The sequence below is a fragment of the Halomonas sp. I5-271120 genome (assembly GCF_030553075.1).
Taxonomy (GTDB): domain Bacteria; phylum Pseudomonadota; class Gammaproteobacteria; order Pseudomonadales; family Halomonadaceae; genus Onishia; species Onishia taeanensis_A.
Map to the genome: position 1 here is coordinate 1,338,582 of NZ_CP130701.1, position 16,471 is coordinate 1,355,052.

At 64.5% G+C, this 16,471-nt stretch carries 15 protein-coding genes; 4 read left to right on the forward strand and 11 right to left on the reverse strand.

Features of this window, described 5'->3' with window-relative positions:
- Window positions 1-65 precede the first annotated feature (65 nt).
- Entirely contained in the window at window positions 66-668 is a 603-nt protein-coding gene (locus Q2K57_RS05870; protein WP_112053924.1) for a peroxiredoxin, read from the reverse strand.
- Window positions 669-895: 227 nt separating this feature from the next.
- Complete coding sequence (locus Q2K57_RS05875; protein WP_304526344.1) at window positions 896-1,105, reverse strand: CPXCG motif-containing cysteine-rich protein; 210 nt, start codon at window positions 1,103-1,105, stop codon at window positions 896-898.
- 247 nt (window positions 1,106-1,352) lie between these two features.
- On the opposite strand from Q2K57_RS05875, the gene acnA reads away from it, so the two are divergent.
- On the forward strand, window positions 1,353-4,091 hold the full coding sequence (gene acnA, locus Q2K57_RS05880; RefSeq protein ID WP_304526345.1) for an aconitate hydratase AcnA: 2,739 nt from the start codon (window positions 1,353-1,355) through the stop codon (window positions 4,089-4,091).
- A gap of 270 nt (window positions 4,092-4,361) precedes the next feature.
- Here acnA and Q2K57_RS05885 read toward each other — a convergent pair whose 3' ends face one another.
- From Q2K57_RS05885 to radC, 9 genes are all read right to left on the reverse strand, one after another.
- Window positions 4,362-6,032 (reverse strand): NAD-dependent malic enzyme, encoded by a 1,671-nt coding sequence (locus Q2K57_RS05885; RefSeq protein ID WP_112053927.1) that lies wholly within the window; start codon window positions 6,030-6,032, stop codon window positions 4,362-4,364.
- 130 nt (window positions 6,033-6,162) lie between these two features.
- Complete coding sequence (gene trpS, locus Q2K57_RS05890; RefSeq protein ID WP_112053928.1) at window positions 6,163-7,176, reverse strand: tryptophan--tRNA ligase; 1,014 nt, start codon at window positions 7,174-7,176, stop codon at window positions 6,163-6,165.
- 158 nt (window positions 7,177-7,334) lie between these two features.
- Window positions 7,335-8,450: an alanine dehydrogenase gene (gene ald / locus Q2K57_RS05895; RefSeq protein ID WP_112053929.1), complete on the reverse strand. Its 1,116-nt coding sequence runs from the start codon at window positions 8,448-8,450 to the stop codon at window positions 7,335-7,337.
- Between the two features lie 256 nt (window positions 8,451-8,706).
- Window positions 8,707-9,027 (reverse strand): DUF2007 domain-containing protein, encoded by a 321-nt coding sequence (locus Q2K57_RS05900; protein ID WP_304526346.1) that lies wholly within the window; start codon window positions 9,025-9,027, stop codon window positions 8,707-8,709.
- Window positions 9,027-10,217 carry a class I SAM-dependent rRNA methyltransferase gene (locus Q2K57_RS05905; RefSeq protein ID WP_304526347.1) on the reverse strand — a complete coding sequence of 397 codons (1,191 nt, stop codon included), beginning with the start codon at window positions 10,215-10,217 and terminating at the stop codon, window positions 9,027-9,029. Before Q2K57_RS05905 ends, Q2K57_RS05900 begins: the two co-directional genes overlap by 1 nt.
- A gap of 88 nt (window positions 10,218-10,305) precedes the next feature.
- A complete protein-coding gene (gene mutM, locus Q2K57_RS05910) occupies window positions 10,306-11,190 on the reverse strand; it encodes a bifunctional DNA-formamidopyrimidine glycosylase/DNA-(apurinic or apyrimidinic site) lyase (RefSeq protein WP_304526348.1) in 885 nt (294 codons plus the stop codon).
- A gap of 121 nt (window positions 11,191-11,311) precedes the next feature.
- Entirely contained in the window at window positions 11,312-11,467 is a 156-nt protein-coding gene (gene rpmG, locus Q2K57_RS05915) for a 50S ribosomal protein L33 (RefSeq protein WP_092522892.1), read from the reverse strand.
- Between the two features lie 25 nt (window positions 11,468-11,492).
- Window positions 11,493-11,729, reverse strand: a complete 237-nt coding sequence (gene rpmB / locus Q2K57_RS05920; RefSeq protein WP_092522890.1) for a 50S ribosomal protein L28 — start codon at window positions 11,727-11,729, stop codon at window positions 11,493-11,495.
- A gap of 358 nt (window positions 11,730-12,087) precedes the next feature.
- Window positions 12,088-12,762, reverse strand: coding sequence for a DNA repair protein RadC (radC, locus tag Q2K57_RS05925; protein ID WP_304526349.1), 675 nt, complete (start codon window positions 12,760-12,762; stop codon window positions 12,088-12,090).
- Window positions 12,763-13,132: 370 nt separating this feature from the next.
- Between radC and coaBC the strand changes: the two genes are divergently transcribed.
- Genes coaBC through Q2K57_RS05940 form a run of 3 tightly spaced genes read left to right on the forward strand, consistent with a single transcriptional unit; the run spans window position 13,133 to window position 16,425 of the window.
- The gene (gene coaBC / locus Q2K57_RS05930; RefSeq protein WP_304526350.1) at window positions 13,133-14,461 is read left to right on the forward strand and encodes a bifunctional phosphopantothenoylcysteine decarboxylase/phosphopantothenate--cysteine ligase CoaBC; all 1,329 of its coding nucleotides are present in this window, start codon (window positions 13,133-13,135) and stop codon (window positions 14,459-14,461) included.
- Window positions 14,458-14,985: a dUTP diphosphatase gene (gene dut / locus Q2K57_RS05935; protein WP_304526351.1), complete on the forward strand. Its 528-nt coding sequence runs from the start codon at window positions 14,458-14,460 to the stop codon at window positions 14,983-14,985. The genes coaBC and dut overlap by 4 nt, the downstream gene beginning before the upstream one ends.
- A gap of 57 nt (window positions 14,986-15,042) precedes the next feature.
- A complete protein-coding gene (locus tag Q2K57_RS05940; RefSeq protein ID WP_304526352.1) occupies window positions 15,043-16,425 on the forward strand; it encodes a phosphomannomutase/phosphoglucomutase in 1,383 nt (460 codons plus the stop codon).
- Window positions 16,426-16,471 lie beyond the last annotated feature (46 nt).

Consider the following 16,471-nt stretch of genomic DNA (forward strand, 5'->3'; position numbering starts at 1 on the left):
CACCGGCTCAAAGCTCGGATACAAAAGAGGCGGCCCGCAGGCCGCCTCTTCATACACCTAAACGCTTACAGCGCTTCGGCGTGCGCGCCCAGGTACTTGGCCACGCCTTCGGCAGTGTCTTTCATGCCTTCTTCGCCTTCATCCCAGCCGGCCGGGCAGACTTCGCCGTGCTCGTTGTGATGCTTGAGCGCCTTGACCATGCGCAGCATCTCATCAACGTTGCGGCCCAGCGGCAGGTTGTTGACGACCTGGTGCTGAACGATGCCGTGTTCGTCGATCAGGAAGGAGGCACGCATGGCGACCCCAGCGTCCGGGTGCTCGATGCCGTAAGCCTGAGTAACTTCATGCTTGACGTCAGCAACGATCGGGAAGCCGACTTCGCCGATGCCGCCGGCATCCGGAGAGGTCTTCCGCCATGCATGGTGGGTGAACTGGGAATCGATGGAGACACCGATCACTTCAACGCCCAGATCCTTGAACGCCTGCAGACGGTTGTCGTGGGCGATGATCTCGGACGGGCAGACGAAAGTGAAGTCGAGCGGCCAGAAGAACAGCACGCGCAGCTTGCCGTTGCTGTCGGACAGCTTGAAGTTGTCGACGATTTCACCGTTGCCCAGGACTGCGGCGGTTTCGAAGTCAGGGGCCTGACGACCTACCAGTACGCTCATGCAATTCTCCTTGCTGATGGAATAATCAATGATGATGAATCGAGATCCAGCCTAAGGCCGACCTCATGAATCTGCCAAGTTGATAAGGCCAATGGCCAATATAGCGTTTGTCTATACGATTTCGCTGTCGCGATAGCCAGGGCACACACGATACCGTCATCGCCACCATGCCCCGGCTCATTGACCGTTCAGGGTATTACGCCTGAAACGTGAGGAACAGATGATGCCTAGACGACATCATCGTCACGGCCAAGGGTCACGCCCTCGACCTCACCGCTGAAGGCTGACACAGCCACCTGCACCTGAATCGGCGCGCAGCAGCGCGGACAATCTTCCCAGGTGGCGTGGCTGCCCTGACTGGGATCGACAAGCAAGTCGAAGCCCGTATCGCAGTAAGGGCAGTTCACTGCATGTGAATTCAACATTTCTTCATGCATGCTTCTCTCCCAACGGTGACCGCCACGCTCATACTCTCTATATGGGGCCAATGGTGCGCGGTTTCAAGAAAGCATGCGACCATGATCTCCCTAAGACATCATGCTGCTTGCCTGTCACCTTTGCGTCGGTTCCCATAGGCTAGGCTTGAAAGCAGCCATCGTCGTAGCCATGTCCTGAACATGTCCCATGGATGGTCACATGCTGATGCCTGCATCATGACCTTTCGCTCGACACGAGGAGAAGACCATGAGCACCACCCCTGACTCGCTGGATACCCTCACGGTAGGCAACCAACGCTACCATTACTATAGCTTGCCCAAGGCCGCTTCTACCCTGGGCGATATCTCGCGTCTGCCCAAGACCCTCAAGGTATTGCTCGAAAACCAGCTGCGCTTCGCCGATGACGAGAGCGTCTCCAACGACGACTTCCAGGCGCTGGTCGACTGGCAGCAAAAGGCCCGCTCCTCGCGCGAGATCGGCTATCGCCCGGCCCGCGTGCTGATGCAGGACTTCACCGGCGTCCCGGGGGTGGTCGATCTGGCCTCGATGCGTGCCGCCGTGGCCAAGCTCGGCGAAGACCCCGAGCGCATCAACCCGTTGTCGCCGGTCGACCTGGTCATCGACCACTCGGTGATGGTCGACAAGTTCGGCAACCCAAGCGCCTTCAAAGACAACGTGGCCATCGAGATGGACCGCAACCGGGAGCGCTACGAGTTCCTGCGCTGGGGCCAGCAAGCCTTCGATAACTTCCGCGTGGTGCCGCCGGGTACCGGCATCTGCCACCAGGTCAACCTGGAGTACCTGGGCAAGACGGTGTGGACCAAGGAAGAGGACGGCAAGACCTTCGCCTATCCGGACACCCTGGTGGGCACCGACTCCCACACCACCATGATCAACGGCCTGGGCATACTGGGTTGGGGCGTCGGCGGCATCGAGGCCGAAGCGGCGATGCTCGGCCAGCCGGTGTCGATGCTGATTCCCGAGGTGGTCGGCTTCAAGCTGACCGGCAAGCTCAAGGAAGGCATCACCGCCACCGATCTGGTGCTGACGGTCACCCAGATGCTGCGTGAGCGCGGCGTGGTCGGCAAGTTCGTCGAATTCTACGGCGACGGCCTGGACGACCTGCCGCTGGCCGACCGAGCCACCATCGCCAACATGGCACCGGAATATGGCGCCACTTGCGGCTTCTTCCCGGTCGACGACGAGACCCTCAACTACCTGCGCCTGACCGGCCGCGAGGATGAACAGGTGGCGCTGGTCGAGGCCTACAGCAAGGCACAGGGACTGTGGCGCGAGACCGGCGACGAGCCGATCTTCACCGACACCCTGGCGCTGGACATGGGCGAGGTCGAGGCCAGCCTGGCCGGGCCCAAGCGCCCCCAGGACCGTGTCGCCCTGAAGGACATGAAGACCACCTTCGAGACGCTGCTGGCCGCCAACGGCGACAAGGCCTCGGAGGAAGAACAGGGCAAGTGGCAGTCCGAGGGCGGTCAAACCGCCGTCGGCATCGAGGACAGCTACGAACACCCCACCAGCCAGGACGTCGACCTCGACGGCCAGAGCTTCAAACTCAATCCGGGCGCCGTGGTGATCGCCGCCATTACTTCCTGCACCAACACCTCGAATCCCAGCGTGATGATGGCCGCCGGCCTGCTGGCACGTAACGCTCTGGCCAAGGGGCTCAAGACCCAGCCCTGGGTCAAGACCTCGCTGGCCCCGGGTTCCAAGGTGGTCACCGACTACCTGGCCGCCGGCGGCGTCGATGATGACCTTGACGCGCTCGGCTTCAACCTGGTCGGCTATGGCTGCACCACCTGCATCGGCAACTCGGGTCCGCTGGCCGACCCCATCGAGAAGGCCATCAACGACGGCGACATGACCGTCGCCTCGGTGCTGTCGGGCAACCGCAACTTCGAGGGCCGCGTGCATCCGCTGGTCAAGACCAACTGGCTCGCTTCACCGCCCCTGGTAGTGGCCTATGCCCTGGCCGGTAACGTGCGCACGGATCTGTCCACGGAGCCGCTGGGCACCGGCAGCGACGGCCAGCCGGTCTATCTTTCCGACATCTGGCCCTCCCAGGCCGAGATCGCCGAGGCGGTCGAGAAGGTCAAGACCGAGATGTATCGCAAGGAGTACGCCGAGGTCTTCGACGGCGACGAGGTCTGGAAAGCCATCGACGTGCCCCAGAGCGAGGTCTACGAGTGGTCCGATGCGTCCACCTACATCCAGCACCCGCCCTTTTTCGAAGGCATGGGCCGCACCCCTGACGCCATCGAGGACGTCAAGGACGCCCGCGTGCTGGCCATGCTCGGCGACTCGGTGACCACCGACCACATCTCGCCGGCCGGCGCCATCAAGCCCGCCAGCCCCGCCGGGCGCTACCTGCAGGAGCACGGCGTCAAGCCCGCCGACTTCAACTCCTATGGCTCGCGGCGCGGCAACCATGAAGTGATGATGCGTGGCACCTTCGCCAACGTGCGCATCCAGAACGAGATGCTCGATGGCGTGGTCGGCGGCGAGACCCGTCACGTGCCCTCCGGCGAACAGATGGCGATCTATGACGCCGCCATGCAGTATCAGCAGGAAGGCACGCCGCTGGTGGTGATAGCCGGCAAGGAGTATGGCACCGGCTCCTCCCGCGACTGGGCCGCCAAGGGCACCCGCCTGCTGGGCGTGCGCGCCGTGCTGGCCGAGTCCTACGAGCGCATCCACCGCTCCAACCTGATCGGCATGGGCGTGGTGCCGCTACAGTTCCCCGAAGGCGAGACCCGCAAGTCGCTTGGCATGACCGGCGACGAGACGGTCTCCATCGAGGGGCTCGACAGCCTGAGCCCGGGCGGCCAGGTGCGGGTCACCATCAAGAGCGACAAGGGCGAGAAGCATATCGACGCCCTGTGCCGCATCGACACCGCCAACGAGCTCGAGTACTACCGCCACGGCGGCATCCTGCACTACGTGCTGCGCAAGATGATCGGTTCGGCCTGATTGGCCTAGCCTGATCAGCCACAGCCGGCGTTGATACCCACTCGACGCCACAAATAAGGCCCCGCCGGCAATATGCCGGCGGGGCCTTTTCCGCTTGAGGCACCGGATAACGCCGGTCGACTACCGATGGGCGCCACCGCTCCCAACAGAAACGCCGCCGCCTCGCCCCAGAAACGACGACGCCGCGCCCTGTGATGGGGCGCGGCGTCGCGGTGCCGAAGCAGCAGGCGTCATCTTAATGCAGGCGCCTGCCGCCTGGTCATTCTCGCCTCAGAAAGCCCGGCGGCGATACTCACGGTAGCGCGGGTACCAGAAGTTGCGCTCGATCGCCGCCCACAGTACGTCGTCGTCGCACTCGAGTGCCTTGCCCTCGTGCTGCGCCATCTTCGCCACGTCAAAGGCGATGGACTGGCTGATCTCACGAATGTCCGACAGGGCCGGCAGCAGTGCGCCTTCGCCGTGCTGCACCATCGGCGCGTGCTTGGCCAGGGCGTTGGAGGCCGCCATCAGCATCGCATCGGTGATGCGGCTCGCGCCGGAGGCGATGACCCCAAGGCCAATGCCCGGGAAGATATAGGCGTTGTTGCACTGGGCGATGGGATAGGTCTCGCCATCGAGCTCAACCGGCTTGAAGGGACTGCCGGTGGCGACCAGCGCCTGACCATGGGTCCAGGCGAGGACCTCATCGGGAGTCGCCTCGACCTTCGAGGTGGGGTTGGACAGCGGCATCACCAGCGGCGCCTTACAGCCGGCGTGCAGTGCCTCGATCAGTTCCTGGTTGAACAGGCCACGCTGGCCGGACACACCGATCAGCACGGTGGGCTTGGCCTGCTTGACTACCCCGAGCAGGCTGGTGTCGGCAAAGTCCGCCGCATCATGGGCAAGCCGGCTCTGGAAGTCGTAGAGGCCGTCCATATCGCTGGTCAGGAGGCCATGACGGTCGATCATCAGGATCCGCGACCGGGCCTCGGCTTCGGAGAGGCCGTCGGCACACATCGCCACCACCACCTGCTCGGCGATGCCGCACCCGGCGGAACCGGCACCGACGAAGGCCACCCGCTGCTCGGCCACGCTCTCTTTTTTGGCCTTGCAGGCGGCAAGCAGGGTGCCTACGCAAACCGCCGCGGTGCCCTGGATGTCGTCATTGAAGCAGCACAGCTCGTCGCGATAGCGTTCGAGCAGCGGCATGGCGTTGGTCTGCGCGAAGTCCTCGAACTGCAGCAGCACTTTGGGCCAGCGGCGCTTCACGGCGGCAATGAAGTCGGCCATGAAGGCGTTGTACTCGTCCTGGGAGACGCGCTTGTGGCGCCAGCCCATGTACATGGGGTCATCGAGCAGGGTCTGGTTGTTGGTGCCCACATCCAGGGTGATCGGCAGGGTATAGGCCGGGCTGATGCCGCCACAGGCGGTATACAGCGACAGCTTGCCGATGGGGATGCCCATGCCGCCGATGCCTTGGTCGCCAAGCCCCAGGATACGCTCGCCGTCGGTGGCCACGATCACCTTGACGTTGTCCTTGGTCGCGGAGCGCAGGATGTCGTCCATGTACTCCCGATCGGGATAGGAAATGAACAGGCCGCGATGGTTGCGATAGATGTTGGAGAACTCTTCGCAGGCCTCACCCACGGTCGGGGTGTAGATGATCGGCAGCATTTCCTCGAGATGTTCCTCGAGCAGGCGGAAGAACAGCGTCTCGTTATCGTCCTGTATGGCACGCAGGTAGATATGACGATCCAGGTCGGTCTGACATTGGCAGTACTGGCGGTAGGCCCGCGAGGCCTGCTCTTCGATGGACTCGACGTTCTGCGGCAGCAGGCCGATCAGGTTGAAGGCAATCCGCTCTTGCAGAGTGAAAGCGCTGCCCTTGTTGAGCAGCGGCATCTCGAGCAGCGACGGCCCGGCATAGGGCACGTAGAGAGGGCGCTTGGGAAATGTGGTCATCGTCTCATCCTTTGACTGGCAGTGGGCGAGCATCGCCGCCCGATGGTTGGGAGCTTGGCACGGGCCACCACAACGACTGGCCCCGGCCTTCCACCGGGGCAGGATGACGGAGGCCGCCAATGGCTTGCGCTCAGACGAAGCGGCCGAGGCCTGCCGCCTCACGCAGGCGATCCATGAAGGGCGCGGCCTCGGAGCGCGCCCGCTCGGCACCCTTGGCCAACACCTGTTCAATGTGCCCCGGATCCTCCATCAGCGCCTGATAGCGCTCACGGGGTTCACGCAGATGGGCATTCAGGTATTCGAAGACCCGATCCTTGGCCACGCCCCAGCCGATGCCGTTCTCGTACTCGCGGCGCAGGTCGGCGGTTTCCTCGGCGCTAGCGAAGGCCGAATAGATCTGGAACAGGGTGCAGGTATCCGGATCCTTGGGTTCGCCGGGCTCCAGGGAATTGGTCTTGATCTTGCGCACCAGCTTCTGGAGTTTCTTCTCGGACACGAACAGCGGAATGGTGTTGTTGTAGCTCTTGGACATCTTGCGCCCGTCGAGACCGTTCAACACTTCCACCTTATCGTCGACCACCGCCTCGGGCTGGGTAAAGAACTGGCCCTTGTAGAGGTGATTGAAGCGACCGCCGATATCGCGGGCCATCTCGATATGCTGAATCTGATCGCGACCGACCGGCACCTTGTGGGCGTTGAACATCAGGATGTCGGCGGCCATCAGCACCGGATAGCCGAACAGCCCCATGGTGATACCCTTGTCCGGATCAGGGGAGCCAGCAGACTCGTTGTCGGCCACCGCGGCCTTGTAGGCGTGTGCCCGGTTCATCAGCCCCTTGGCGCAAACACAGGACAGCATCCAGGTCAGCTCGGGAATCTCGGGGATATCCGACTGGCGATAAAAGATGGCGTTATCGGTATCAAGCCCCAGCGCCAGCCAGGTGGCCGCGATTTCCAGCCGCGACTGCTCCACACGCTTGGGGTCCTGACACTTGATCAGGGCATGCAGGTCGGCGAGGAAGTAGAAGGACTGGACGTTGGGGTCCTGGCTTGCAGTGATGGCCGGCTTGATCGCCCCGACGTAGTTGCCGAGATGCGGCGTGCCGGTGGTCGTGATACCGGTGAGAACGCGTGTCTTGTTCATGAATTCGGACGGGTCCACTGAGTAAATGGCAAGTGTCCCCCAGTCTACCGCGCCGCCCCGATCAAGGCGAACAGGACGGCCCGTTGGGGACGGCCCCAACGGGCCGTCCTTCGCTAGTGTCGCACAGCCGCTCATGCGCCTCGCGCGGTGGATGCGCCTTAGCTCACCAGCGTCACCGCATCGATGCTTTCAAGGCCAAAGGCCTTGGCCACCGCCGGATAGGTCACCTGGCCTGCGTGGACATTGAGCCCAGCCAGGAAGTGCGGATCATCGGCCAGCGCCCGCTGCCAGCCCTTGTCGGCCAGCGCCATCACAAACGGCAGGGTGGCGTTGGTCAGCGCCTGGGTCGAGGTGCGGGCCACGGCGCCGGGCATGTTGGCCACGCAATAGTGCACCACGCCGTCGACCGCATAGGTCGGCGCGGCATGGGTGGTGGCATGGCTGGTCTCGAAGCAGCCGCCCTGATCGATCGCCACGTCGACCAGCACGCTGCCGGGCTTCATCTCGGCAAGCTGGGCACGCGAGATCAACTTGGGCGCGGCGGCACCGGGCACCAGCACGGCACCGATGATCAGGTCGGACTCGCGCACTGCCTCGTCCAGGGTGTCGGCGGTCGAATAGACGGCCTTGATGCGGCCCTGATAGCGGTGATCGAGCACCTCGAGACGCGCAAGGGACTTGTCGAGGATGGTCACCTCGGCGCCCAGACCCAGCGCCATGCGCGCCGCATTCTCACCGACCACGCCACCGCCGATCACCGTCACCTTGGCCGGGGCAACGCCTGGCACACCCGGCAGCAGAATGCCGGCACCGCCCTGGGCCTTCTCCAGGCTGTGGGCCCCCGCCTGCACCGCCATGCGACCGGCCACCGCGCTCATCGGTGCCAGCAGCGGCAGGCCACCGCCGGTCCCGGTGATGGTCTCGTAGGCAATGCAGGTGGCACCGCTCTGAATCAGCCCCTGCGTCAGCGTCTCCTCGGCGGCCAGGTGCAGATAGGTGAAGAGGATCTGGTCGGACGACAGCCGCTCGACCTCTTCCGGCTGAGGCTCCTTGACCTTGATGATCAGCTCGGCGTCCTGCCAAAGCGTCGCCACGTTGGCCTCGAGCGTCGCGCCGGCGGCTTCGTAATCGGCATCCGGGAAGCCAGCACCTTCCCCGGCACCCGCCTGCACCACCACCTGATGGCCGCGGCCGGTCAGCTCGCGCACACCCGAAGGCGTCAGCGCCACGCGGTATTCATGATTCTTGATTTCCTTCGGCACAGCGATCTTCATGGCACCTCCTTGAGGATAACGGGCACGCCTGGGCGCAAGACGGGTCACCACAGACCCAGCACATGACAGCAGTACAGCACAGCGGCACAAGAGCACCCAAGGCCCGGGGAAAGTTTAGAAAAATCCCAAAGAAAAACGCCCGGCTGGCAACGAAAACCGTTGTCAGCCGGGCGCTAAAAAGCACATATTCCTGAACTATTCTTTGCGAACTATCCTTCCCGAATTATCCTTTCCGAATTACAGCCGCGATGCCGGATCAGTCGCGCCGATGCGTACCGCAGGCCCAGCAGGTCTCGAAGGCGCCCTCGAGGCGCTCGCCGCAGCCCGGACAGGTCCAGGCAGGGCGAACCTCGACAGGCCCCTCGAGGGCCTCGCGCACCAGCATTTTGGCGCGGGCGGCATTATGCGGCGCTACCCACACCTCGGGCTCGCACTCGCCAAGGGGCAGGTCCCCCGCTCCGCCGCCAAGGGTCAGGTTTCTGAGCTCGCTCGGTACCCCGGCGCTTTCCAGCACGTTGTGCACATGGCTGACCAGCAACGCGTTGGGGTAGGCGAAGACCCGCACCCAGGCACTCATCAGTCGCGGAACACTCGCACGCCGAGCGCCTTGAGATAGTCCGTCTCGGGAATCGACGGATGCACCGGATGATCGCTGCCCTGATGGCCCTGATAGATCACCTGGCCATGACGGTCCTGGTGACGCACCGCCCCGCGCACGCACTCGACGAGGCGCTCCGGCGCCAGGTGCATCGAGCAGGAGGCGCTCATCAGCAAGCCGTCACGACCCAGCAGGCGCATGGCCTCACGGTTGAGGCGCGAGTAAGCCCGCTCACCGCTGGGAATATCCTTGCGCTTCTTGATGAAGGCGGGCGGGTCGAGGATAACCACGTCGAATTGCTCGTCATCGGCCTTGAGCGCGGCCATGGCCTCGAAGGCATCCCCCTCGCCGACGGCTACCTGGTCGGTGAGGCCATTGAGCGCGGCGTTGGCGGCCACGTGCTCGAGCGCATCGCTTGAGGCATCCACGCACAGCACTTCGCTGGCACCGTGAGCCGCCGCCTGCACGCCCCAACCGCCGACATAGCTGAAGACGTCCAGCACGCGCTTGCCGGCCACCAGCTTGTTGAGCCAGGCGCGGTTGTCGCGGTGGTCATAGAACCAGCCGGTCTTCTGGCCGTCGAGCACCCGGGCAACGAAGCGCACGCCGTTTTCTTCGAGCAACACTTCCTCGGGCAGCTCGCCCTTGACCACTTCAACCTGGCGGTCGAGCTGCTCCTGACGACGCCCGGAGGAGTCGTTCTTGAAGACGATGGCCCGCGGCGACAGCACCTTGTCGAGGGCATCGATCACCTGCTCGGCCATGCGCTCCATACCCAGGGTATTGAGCTGCACCACCAGCACGTCGTCGAAGCGGTCGACGATCAGCCCGGGCAGCAGGTCACCCTCGCCGTGTACCAGCCGGTAGAAAGGCTTGGCAAAGAGCCGCTGGCGCAGACCCAGGGCCTGCTTGAAGCGATGCACCAGCAGCGAGCGGTCGAGGCGCATTTCCGGGTCCCGGGACACCACCCGGGCACAGATCAAAGAGTGCGGATTGACGTAAGCGACCGCCATGGCGCGGCCATTATGGGCCTCGATCACCGCCTGGGCGCCCGGCTCAAAGGTCTTGAGTGGGGTCGCGTCGGTGTCGATCTCATTGGAGTACAGCCACAAATGGCCAGCCTTCAGGCGGCGGTCGGCGTTCTTCTTCAAGCGCAGGCGTTCGGTCACGGAGGTCTCCGTCAAACAGACAACAGGAAAGTAAGGACAGTCTACCCTGCCAAGCCCGGCAACGCGCGGGCCCAGCGGGTAGATCGAATCAGGTCTGGCAACTGGGGCAAAAGACACTGGCGCGCTGGCCAAGGGTGACCAGGCGAAGCTCCCTGCCACAGCGCCGGCACGGCTCGCCGTCACGGCCGTAGACGTTGAGGCGCTGGGCAAAATAGCCCGGCTCCCCGGTGCCGCTGACGAAGTCGCGCAGGGTCGTGCCGCCCTGGGTGATAGCCGCCGACAGCACCTCGCGGATTGCCGCGGTAAGGCGCACATAGCGCTCGCGGGATATCTGGCCGGCGGCTCGGCGCGGATCGATGCCGGCAAGGAACAGTGCCTCGGCGGCGTAGATGTTGCCCACCCCCACCACCACGGCGTTATCCATCAGGAAGGGCTTCACGGCCAGGCGCCGCTTGCGCGAGCGCTCAAACAGTCGCTCATCATCGAAGGCCGGCGACAGCGGCTCCGGGCCCAGCCGAACGAGGCGTCGATCGCTTGTGACGTCACCCTCGAGCCAGTCGAGGAAGCCGAAGCGGCGCGGATCGTGATAGCGCAGGATGGCGCCACCCTCCATCACCAGATCGACATGATCATGCTTTTTCGGCGCGTCGCCGAGGCGCGCGATGCGCAGGCTGCCGGACATGCCCAGATGCCAGAGCAGTGCCCGTCGTGTCTCGCCCTCGGCACGCGACGCTTCTCCAGCCGGCGCGCCATCGGTCGCCGCGCCATCGGTCGGCGACTCGATGGGCAGGATCAGGTACTTGGCACGGCGCGAAAGCGGCCCGATCCGCGAGCCCACCAGCGCGTTTTCGAGCCCCTCCGGCACCGGCAGGCGCAGGCGACGGTTGCGCACGATCACCTCGCGGATCTCGCGTCCCTCCAAATAGGGAGCGATGCCGCGACGCGTGGTCTCGACTTCGGGAAGTTCGGGCATGGCACAACGGTTCCGTGGAGCGGTGGACGTGGGGCGAATAGTGAGCGTCCAGAGACGCAAAAACCCGGCGTTAACCGGGTTTAGGCGACAGGCTTACGCCTGCGGCAGGAGCCATCAAGACTTACTTGATTTTGGCTTCCTTGTACATCACGTGCTTGCGGATCGTCGGGTCAAACTTTTTCATTTCCAGTTTGTCCGGGGTGTTCCGCTTGTTCTTGTCGGTGGTGTAGAAATGGCCGGTACCGGCGCTGGACACCATACGAATCTTATCGCGCATGACTCAGTTCTCCCTAGAAGGCTGCTTAGACGCGTTCGCCGCGCTTGCGGATATCGGACAGCACCGCTTCGATGCCTTTCTTGTCGATGATGCGCATACCCTTGGAGGAGAGGCGCAGCTTGATGAAGCGCTTCTCTGACTCCACCCAGAAACGGTGGGAATGCAGGTTCGGCAAGAAACGACGACGGGTCTTGCGCTGGGAGTGAGATACGTTGTTACCTGTTACCGGACGCTTGCCGGTAACCTGACATACATTGGACATGGGAGCCTCCAACCGCTTGGCGAGTTGTTCAAAACCTGTCGGGCAAACCGGGTAGGGCGAACGGCTGGCCACCGCCTCGATGCCCCCTTATTTAACCCAGGGAATTCTAAAGGGTGCATGTTATACCAGAGGCCGGCACGCGCGGCAAGCATCAATGGCACAACAACCTACCCCTGCACCCCCATGAGCGCTGGCGTGGACGTCAAGACGGGCTTCTTTGTTGGCACGACACCTACACGACAGACAGGTGCTGTGTGACCGGACGCGACGGCGACCACTCGGGCCCGCCACGCTCGGCGACGTACTTTACCGCACCTTTTCCCGTAGCGAAACGGCCCAGGGACGAAACCGGTACGCACTACAGCCAGCCCCGCTCGGCGAAGGACACCACTTCGCCGTCACCGACCACGAAATGGTCGAGCACCCGAATCTCGAAGAGCTCCAGCGCCGCCTTGAGTCGCTGCGTGATGCGTCTATCGGCATCGCTGGGCTCGGCCACCCCGGAAGGGTGATTGTGCGCAAGGATGGTGGCCCCAGCCCCCAGCGCCAAGGCGCGCCGGGCCACTTCCCGGGGGTAGACCGAGGCACTGTCGAGCGTGCCGCGAAACATTGATTCGAAGTGAATCACACGATGCTGGCTGTCGAGGAACATCACCGCGAACTCTTCATGTCCCAGGTGGCGCAGCTTGGAGGCCAGAAAAGCCCGCACCAGCGAAGGTGAGGTCAGGGCATCGCCCCGGGTGAGCTGGCTTGCCAAGTGGCGACGCGACATCTCAAGCACCGCCTGTAGCTGCACGAAGCTTGCATCGCCCAGCCCATGTTCGGCACAGAAACGTGCCCGGTCGGCCTCGAGCAGCGGTCGCAGCCCGCCGAAATTCAATAGTAGATCCCGCGCCAGATCCACCGCCGAGCGCCCCTTGACGCCCACCCGAAGAAAGATCGCCAGCAGCTCTGCATCGGACAGGGCCGCAGGCCCCAGCGTCAGCAACTTCTCCCGCGGGCGCTCACCCTCGGGCCAATCTCGAATCGCCATATGACGCCTCCCTGCGTCCAGTTTACGATATCGCCATTCTCTTCTGCTGCTCTGGCGGCGACGAGCCGCCTCCCATCTAGACAGACCCACCTAGAAAGACCCACCTAGACAGACCCACCTAGACAGAAGCTCCACGTAGATAGAAGACCCAGCTAAGTAAAAAGTATTAACAGAGGTACCCCAGCCCTGCCAGCCACCTTGCAAGCGCTCGCTTAACGCAGTGCGACAGTCGGCCCCGGGGCCAGGACGGGAAGACAGGGGAAAAGACGGGGAGCCGAGGTTAGGGCAAGCTCGGGGAAAAGGCCGGGCGCTACGCAAGAAATGCTGCGAGTGGTAAGGTAAGAGCTTCGCTCACTGCTCGGATACTGAGATGGCAACACCCTCCGGCAAGCGCATTCTGCTGGGCATCAGCGCCGGCATCGCCGCCTACAAGAGCGCCCACCTGGCCCGCCTGTTGAAGAAGGCGGGGCATGAGGTACGCGTGGTCATGACGGATGGCGCACAGGCCTTCATCACCCCGCTGACGCTGCAGGCCCTCACCGGCGAACCGGTGCGCACCTCACTGCTCGACCCCGAGGCCGAGGCCGGCATGGGGCACATCGAGCTGGCCCGCTGGGCAGAATTGATCCTGATCGCCCCGGCCACCGCCGATCTGATGGCGCGCCTCGTCCATGGTCATGCCGACGACCTGCTGACGACCCTGTGTCTTGCCAGCGATGCCGACAAGGCCATGGCCCCTGCCATGAACCAGGCCATGTGGCGCCACCCGGCCACGGCCCGCAACACCCGCCAGCTAGAGGCCGACGGCTGGCGGCTGCTGGGCCCGGATGCCGGCGACCAGGCCTGCGGCGATGTCGGGCCCGGGCGCATGCTTGAGCCCGAGGCCATCGTCGATGCGCTCTTTAGGGCGCCCGGCGCCCCTACCAAGACGCCCGATGCCGCGCCTGCCGGGGGACGCCCGGCACAGGGCCTGACGGTGACCATCACGGCAGGTCCGACGCGGGAGCCGCTGGACCCGGTGCGCTATCTGTCCAATCACAGCTCCGGAAAGATGGGCTATGCGCTGGCCGAGGCGGCGGCCGCGCTGGGTGCCGCCGTGAACCTGATAAGCGGTCCGGTGACCCTCGCGACCCCCAAGGGCGTTAACCGCATCGACGTGACCTCGGCCAACGAGATGGCCGAGGAAGCCCATCGCCTGGCGCCACAAAGTGACGTCTTCATCGGCTGCGCGGCGGTGGCCGACTACCGCGCCGCCAGCGTCAGCGAGCACAAGATCAAGAAGACCGCGGAGAGTGACGAGCTGACGCTCACGCTGGTCAAGAATCCCGACATCATTGCCGAAGTGGCCAAGCACCGCGCTGGTGCACCCCGCCCCTTTATGGTGGGTTTCGCCGCCGAGACCCGCGATGTCGAGGCCTACGCCCAGGACAAACTGACCCGCAAGGGCCTCGACATGATCGTCGCCAACGACGTCTCCCTGGCCGGGCTCGGCTTCGGCGCCGACCACAACGCCGCACTGCTGCTGTGGCCGAGCACCGTTGACGCCAGCACCCCCCTCGGCCGCCGCGCACTGCCCGCCCAGAGCAAGGCCACGCTGGCCACAGCGATCCTCGACTGTCTGCTCGAACGCCTCGAACAAAGCGCCTTGGCCACACCTCCTATCGCTGCCACCCCGTCTTCACCACAGGACCCCCAATGACCGCGACTTCTCCCGCCCCGCGCCTGGCCGTCAAGATTCTCGACGAGCGCGTCCGCGATCACCTGCCCCACTATGCCACCGCCGGCAGCGCCGGCATGGACCTGCGCGCCCTGCTCGATGCCCCGCTGACCCTGGAACCGGGTGATTGCGAGCTAGTGCGTACCGGGCTCGCCGTGCATATCGCCGACCCCGCGCTCGCCGGCATGATCCTCCCCCGCTCGGGCCTCGGCCACAAGCACGGCATCGTGCTTGGCAACCTGGTGGGGCTGATCGACTCCGACTACCAGGGCGAGCTGATGATCTCGGTGTGGAATCGCGGCCAGACACGCTTCGTGCTCGAGCCCTTCGAGCGCCTGGCACAGTACGTGCTAGTACCCGTGGTACAGGCAGAACTCGAGGTCGTCGATGACTTCGACGCCGGCCTGTCCAACGCGCGTCAGGATGGCTCTGGTCAGCGTGACTCTAGTCAACGGGGCACCGGCCAGCGTGGCACCGGCGGTTTCGGTAGCTCCGGGCGCCACTGAATGCATTCGGGGCCCGGATGCCCCTCCTACACAAGCCTCTAGCGAAGGAATGGCCTCATGACACAGGTACCCGCTTCGATCTTCCGCGCGTATGACATTCGCGGCATCGTCGATGACACCCTTACCGAAGCCGGCGTCGAGCAGATCGGGCGCGCCATCGGCAGCGAGGCCGCCGCACGCGGCGAATCCACCGTAGTGGTGGCCCGCGACGGTCGCCTCTCCGGCCCGCGCCTGGCGGCCGCCCTGATGCGCGGTCTGGCCGCCGCCGGCCAGGACGTCATCGACATCGGCATGGTGCCGACCCCGGTGCTCTACTACGCCACCCACGTGCTCGACGGCACCGCCTCCGGCGTGATGGTCACCGGCAGCCACAACCCGCCCGACTACAACGGCCTGAAGATCGTGCTCGCCGGCGAGACCTTGTCCGGCGAGGCCATCACCGCCCTGCACACGCGTATCGTCGAGGGTGACCTGATAAGCGGCCAGGGCAGCATCCGCGAGGCCGACGTCCGCGAGCAATACCTCGCGCGCATCCTTGGCGACATTACCCCGGCACGGCGGCTCAAGGCGGTGGTCGACTGCGGCAACGGCGTGGCCGGCGAGCTCGGGCCCCAGCTCATTGAGCGCCTCGGCATCGAGACCATCCCGCTGTTCGCCGAGATCGACGGCACCTTCCCCAATCACCACCCGGACCCGGGCAAGCCCGAGAACCTCACCGACCTGATTCGCACCGTCAAGGAAACCGGCGCCGACATCGGGCTGGCCTTCGACGGCGACGGCGACCGCCTAGGCGTAATCACCCCCGCAGGCGAGCTGATCTATCCGGACCGGCTGATGATGGCCTTCGCCGAGGACATGCTCGAGCGCAACCCAGGCGCCCGGGTGATCTTCGACGTCAAGTGCACCGGCAACCTGGCTCAGGTGATCGAAGCCGCCGGTGGCACCCCGGAAATGTGGCGCACCGGCCACTCGCTGATCAAGGCGCGCATGAAGGAGACCGGCGCCTTGCTGGCCGGTGAAATGAGCGGCCACATCTTCTTCCAAGAAAGGTGGTACGGCTTCGACGACGGCCTCTACGGCGCCGCCCGCCTGCTCGAGATCCTGGCCAAGCAGGATCAGAACGCCGACGACTTCTTCGCCCGCTTCCCACAGGACCTGGGCACGCCGGAGCTCAACATCACCGTCACCGACGAGACCAAGTTCGCCCTGGTCGAGCGTCTGGCTCGGGAGGCGGATTTCGGCGAGGACGGCGTCAAGACGACCCTCGACGGCATCCGCGTCGACTATCCTGATGGCTGGGGCCTGTGCCGCGCCTCCAACACCACACCGGTGCTGGTGCTGCGCTTCGAGGGCAAGAGCGAAGCGGCGCTTGAGCGTATCCAGGCACGCTTCGGCGATGCCCTCAAGCAAATCGATCCGAGCATCGCGCTGCCGTTCTGATCGCGGCGGGTCGATGGCTTTTGAAAACGACCTTTTAGGGTTAATG

Coding starts and splice junctions, on each gene's coding strand:
- rpmB (WP_092522890.1), bottom strand. CDS start 11,729: ATGTCCAATGTATGTCAGGTTACCGGCAAGCGTCCGGTAACAGGTAAC.
- mutM (WP_304526348.1), bottom strand. CDS start 11,190: ATGCCCGAACTTCCCGAAGTCGAGACCACGCGTCGCGGCATCGCTCCC.
- Q2K57_RS05900 (WP_304526346.1), bottom strand. CDS start 9,027: ATGAGTGCCTGGGTGCGGGTCTTCGCCTACCCCAACGCGTTGCTGGTC.
- dut (WP_304526351.1), top strand. CDS start 14,458: ATGACCGCGACTTCTCCCGCCCCGCGCCTGGCCGTCAAGATTCTCGAC.
- radC (WP_304526349.1), bottom strand. CDS start 12,762: ATGGCGATTCGAGATTGGCCCGAGGGTGAGCGCCCGCGGGAGAAGTTG.
- coaBC (WP_304526350.1), top strand. CDS start 13,133: ATGGCAACACCCTCCGGCAAGCGCATTCTGCTGGGCATCAGCGCCGGC.
- rpmG (WP_092522892.1), bottom strand. CDS start 11,467: ATGCGCGATAAGATTCGTATGGTGTCCAGCGCCGGTACCGGCCATTTC.
- trpS (WP_112053928.1), bottom strand. CDS start 7,176: ATGAACAAGACACGCGTTCTCACCGGTATCACGACCACCGGCACGCCG.
- Q2K57_RS05875 (WP_304526344.1), bottom strand. CDS start 1,105: ATGCATGAAGAAATGTTGAATTCACATGCAGTGAACTGCCCTTACTGC.
- Q2K57_RS05870 (WP_112053924.1), bottom strand. CDS start 668: ATGAGCGTACTGGTAGGTCGTCAGGCCCCTGACTTCGAAACCGCCGCA.
- Q2K57_RS05940 (WP_304526352.1), top strand. CDS start 15,043: ATGACACAGGTACCCGCTTCGATCTTCCGCGCGTATGACATTCGCGGC.
- Q2K57_RS05885 (WP_112053927.1), bottom strand. CDS start 6,032: ATGACCACATTTCCCAAGCGCCCTCTCTACGTGCCCTATGCCGGGCCG.
- ald (WP_112053929.1), bottom strand. CDS start 8,450: ATGAAGATCGCTGTGCCGAAGGAAATCAAGAATCATGAATACCGCGTG.
- acnA (WP_304526345.1), top strand. CDS start 1,353: ATGAGCACCACCCCTGACTCGCTGGATACCCTCACGGTAGGCAACCAA.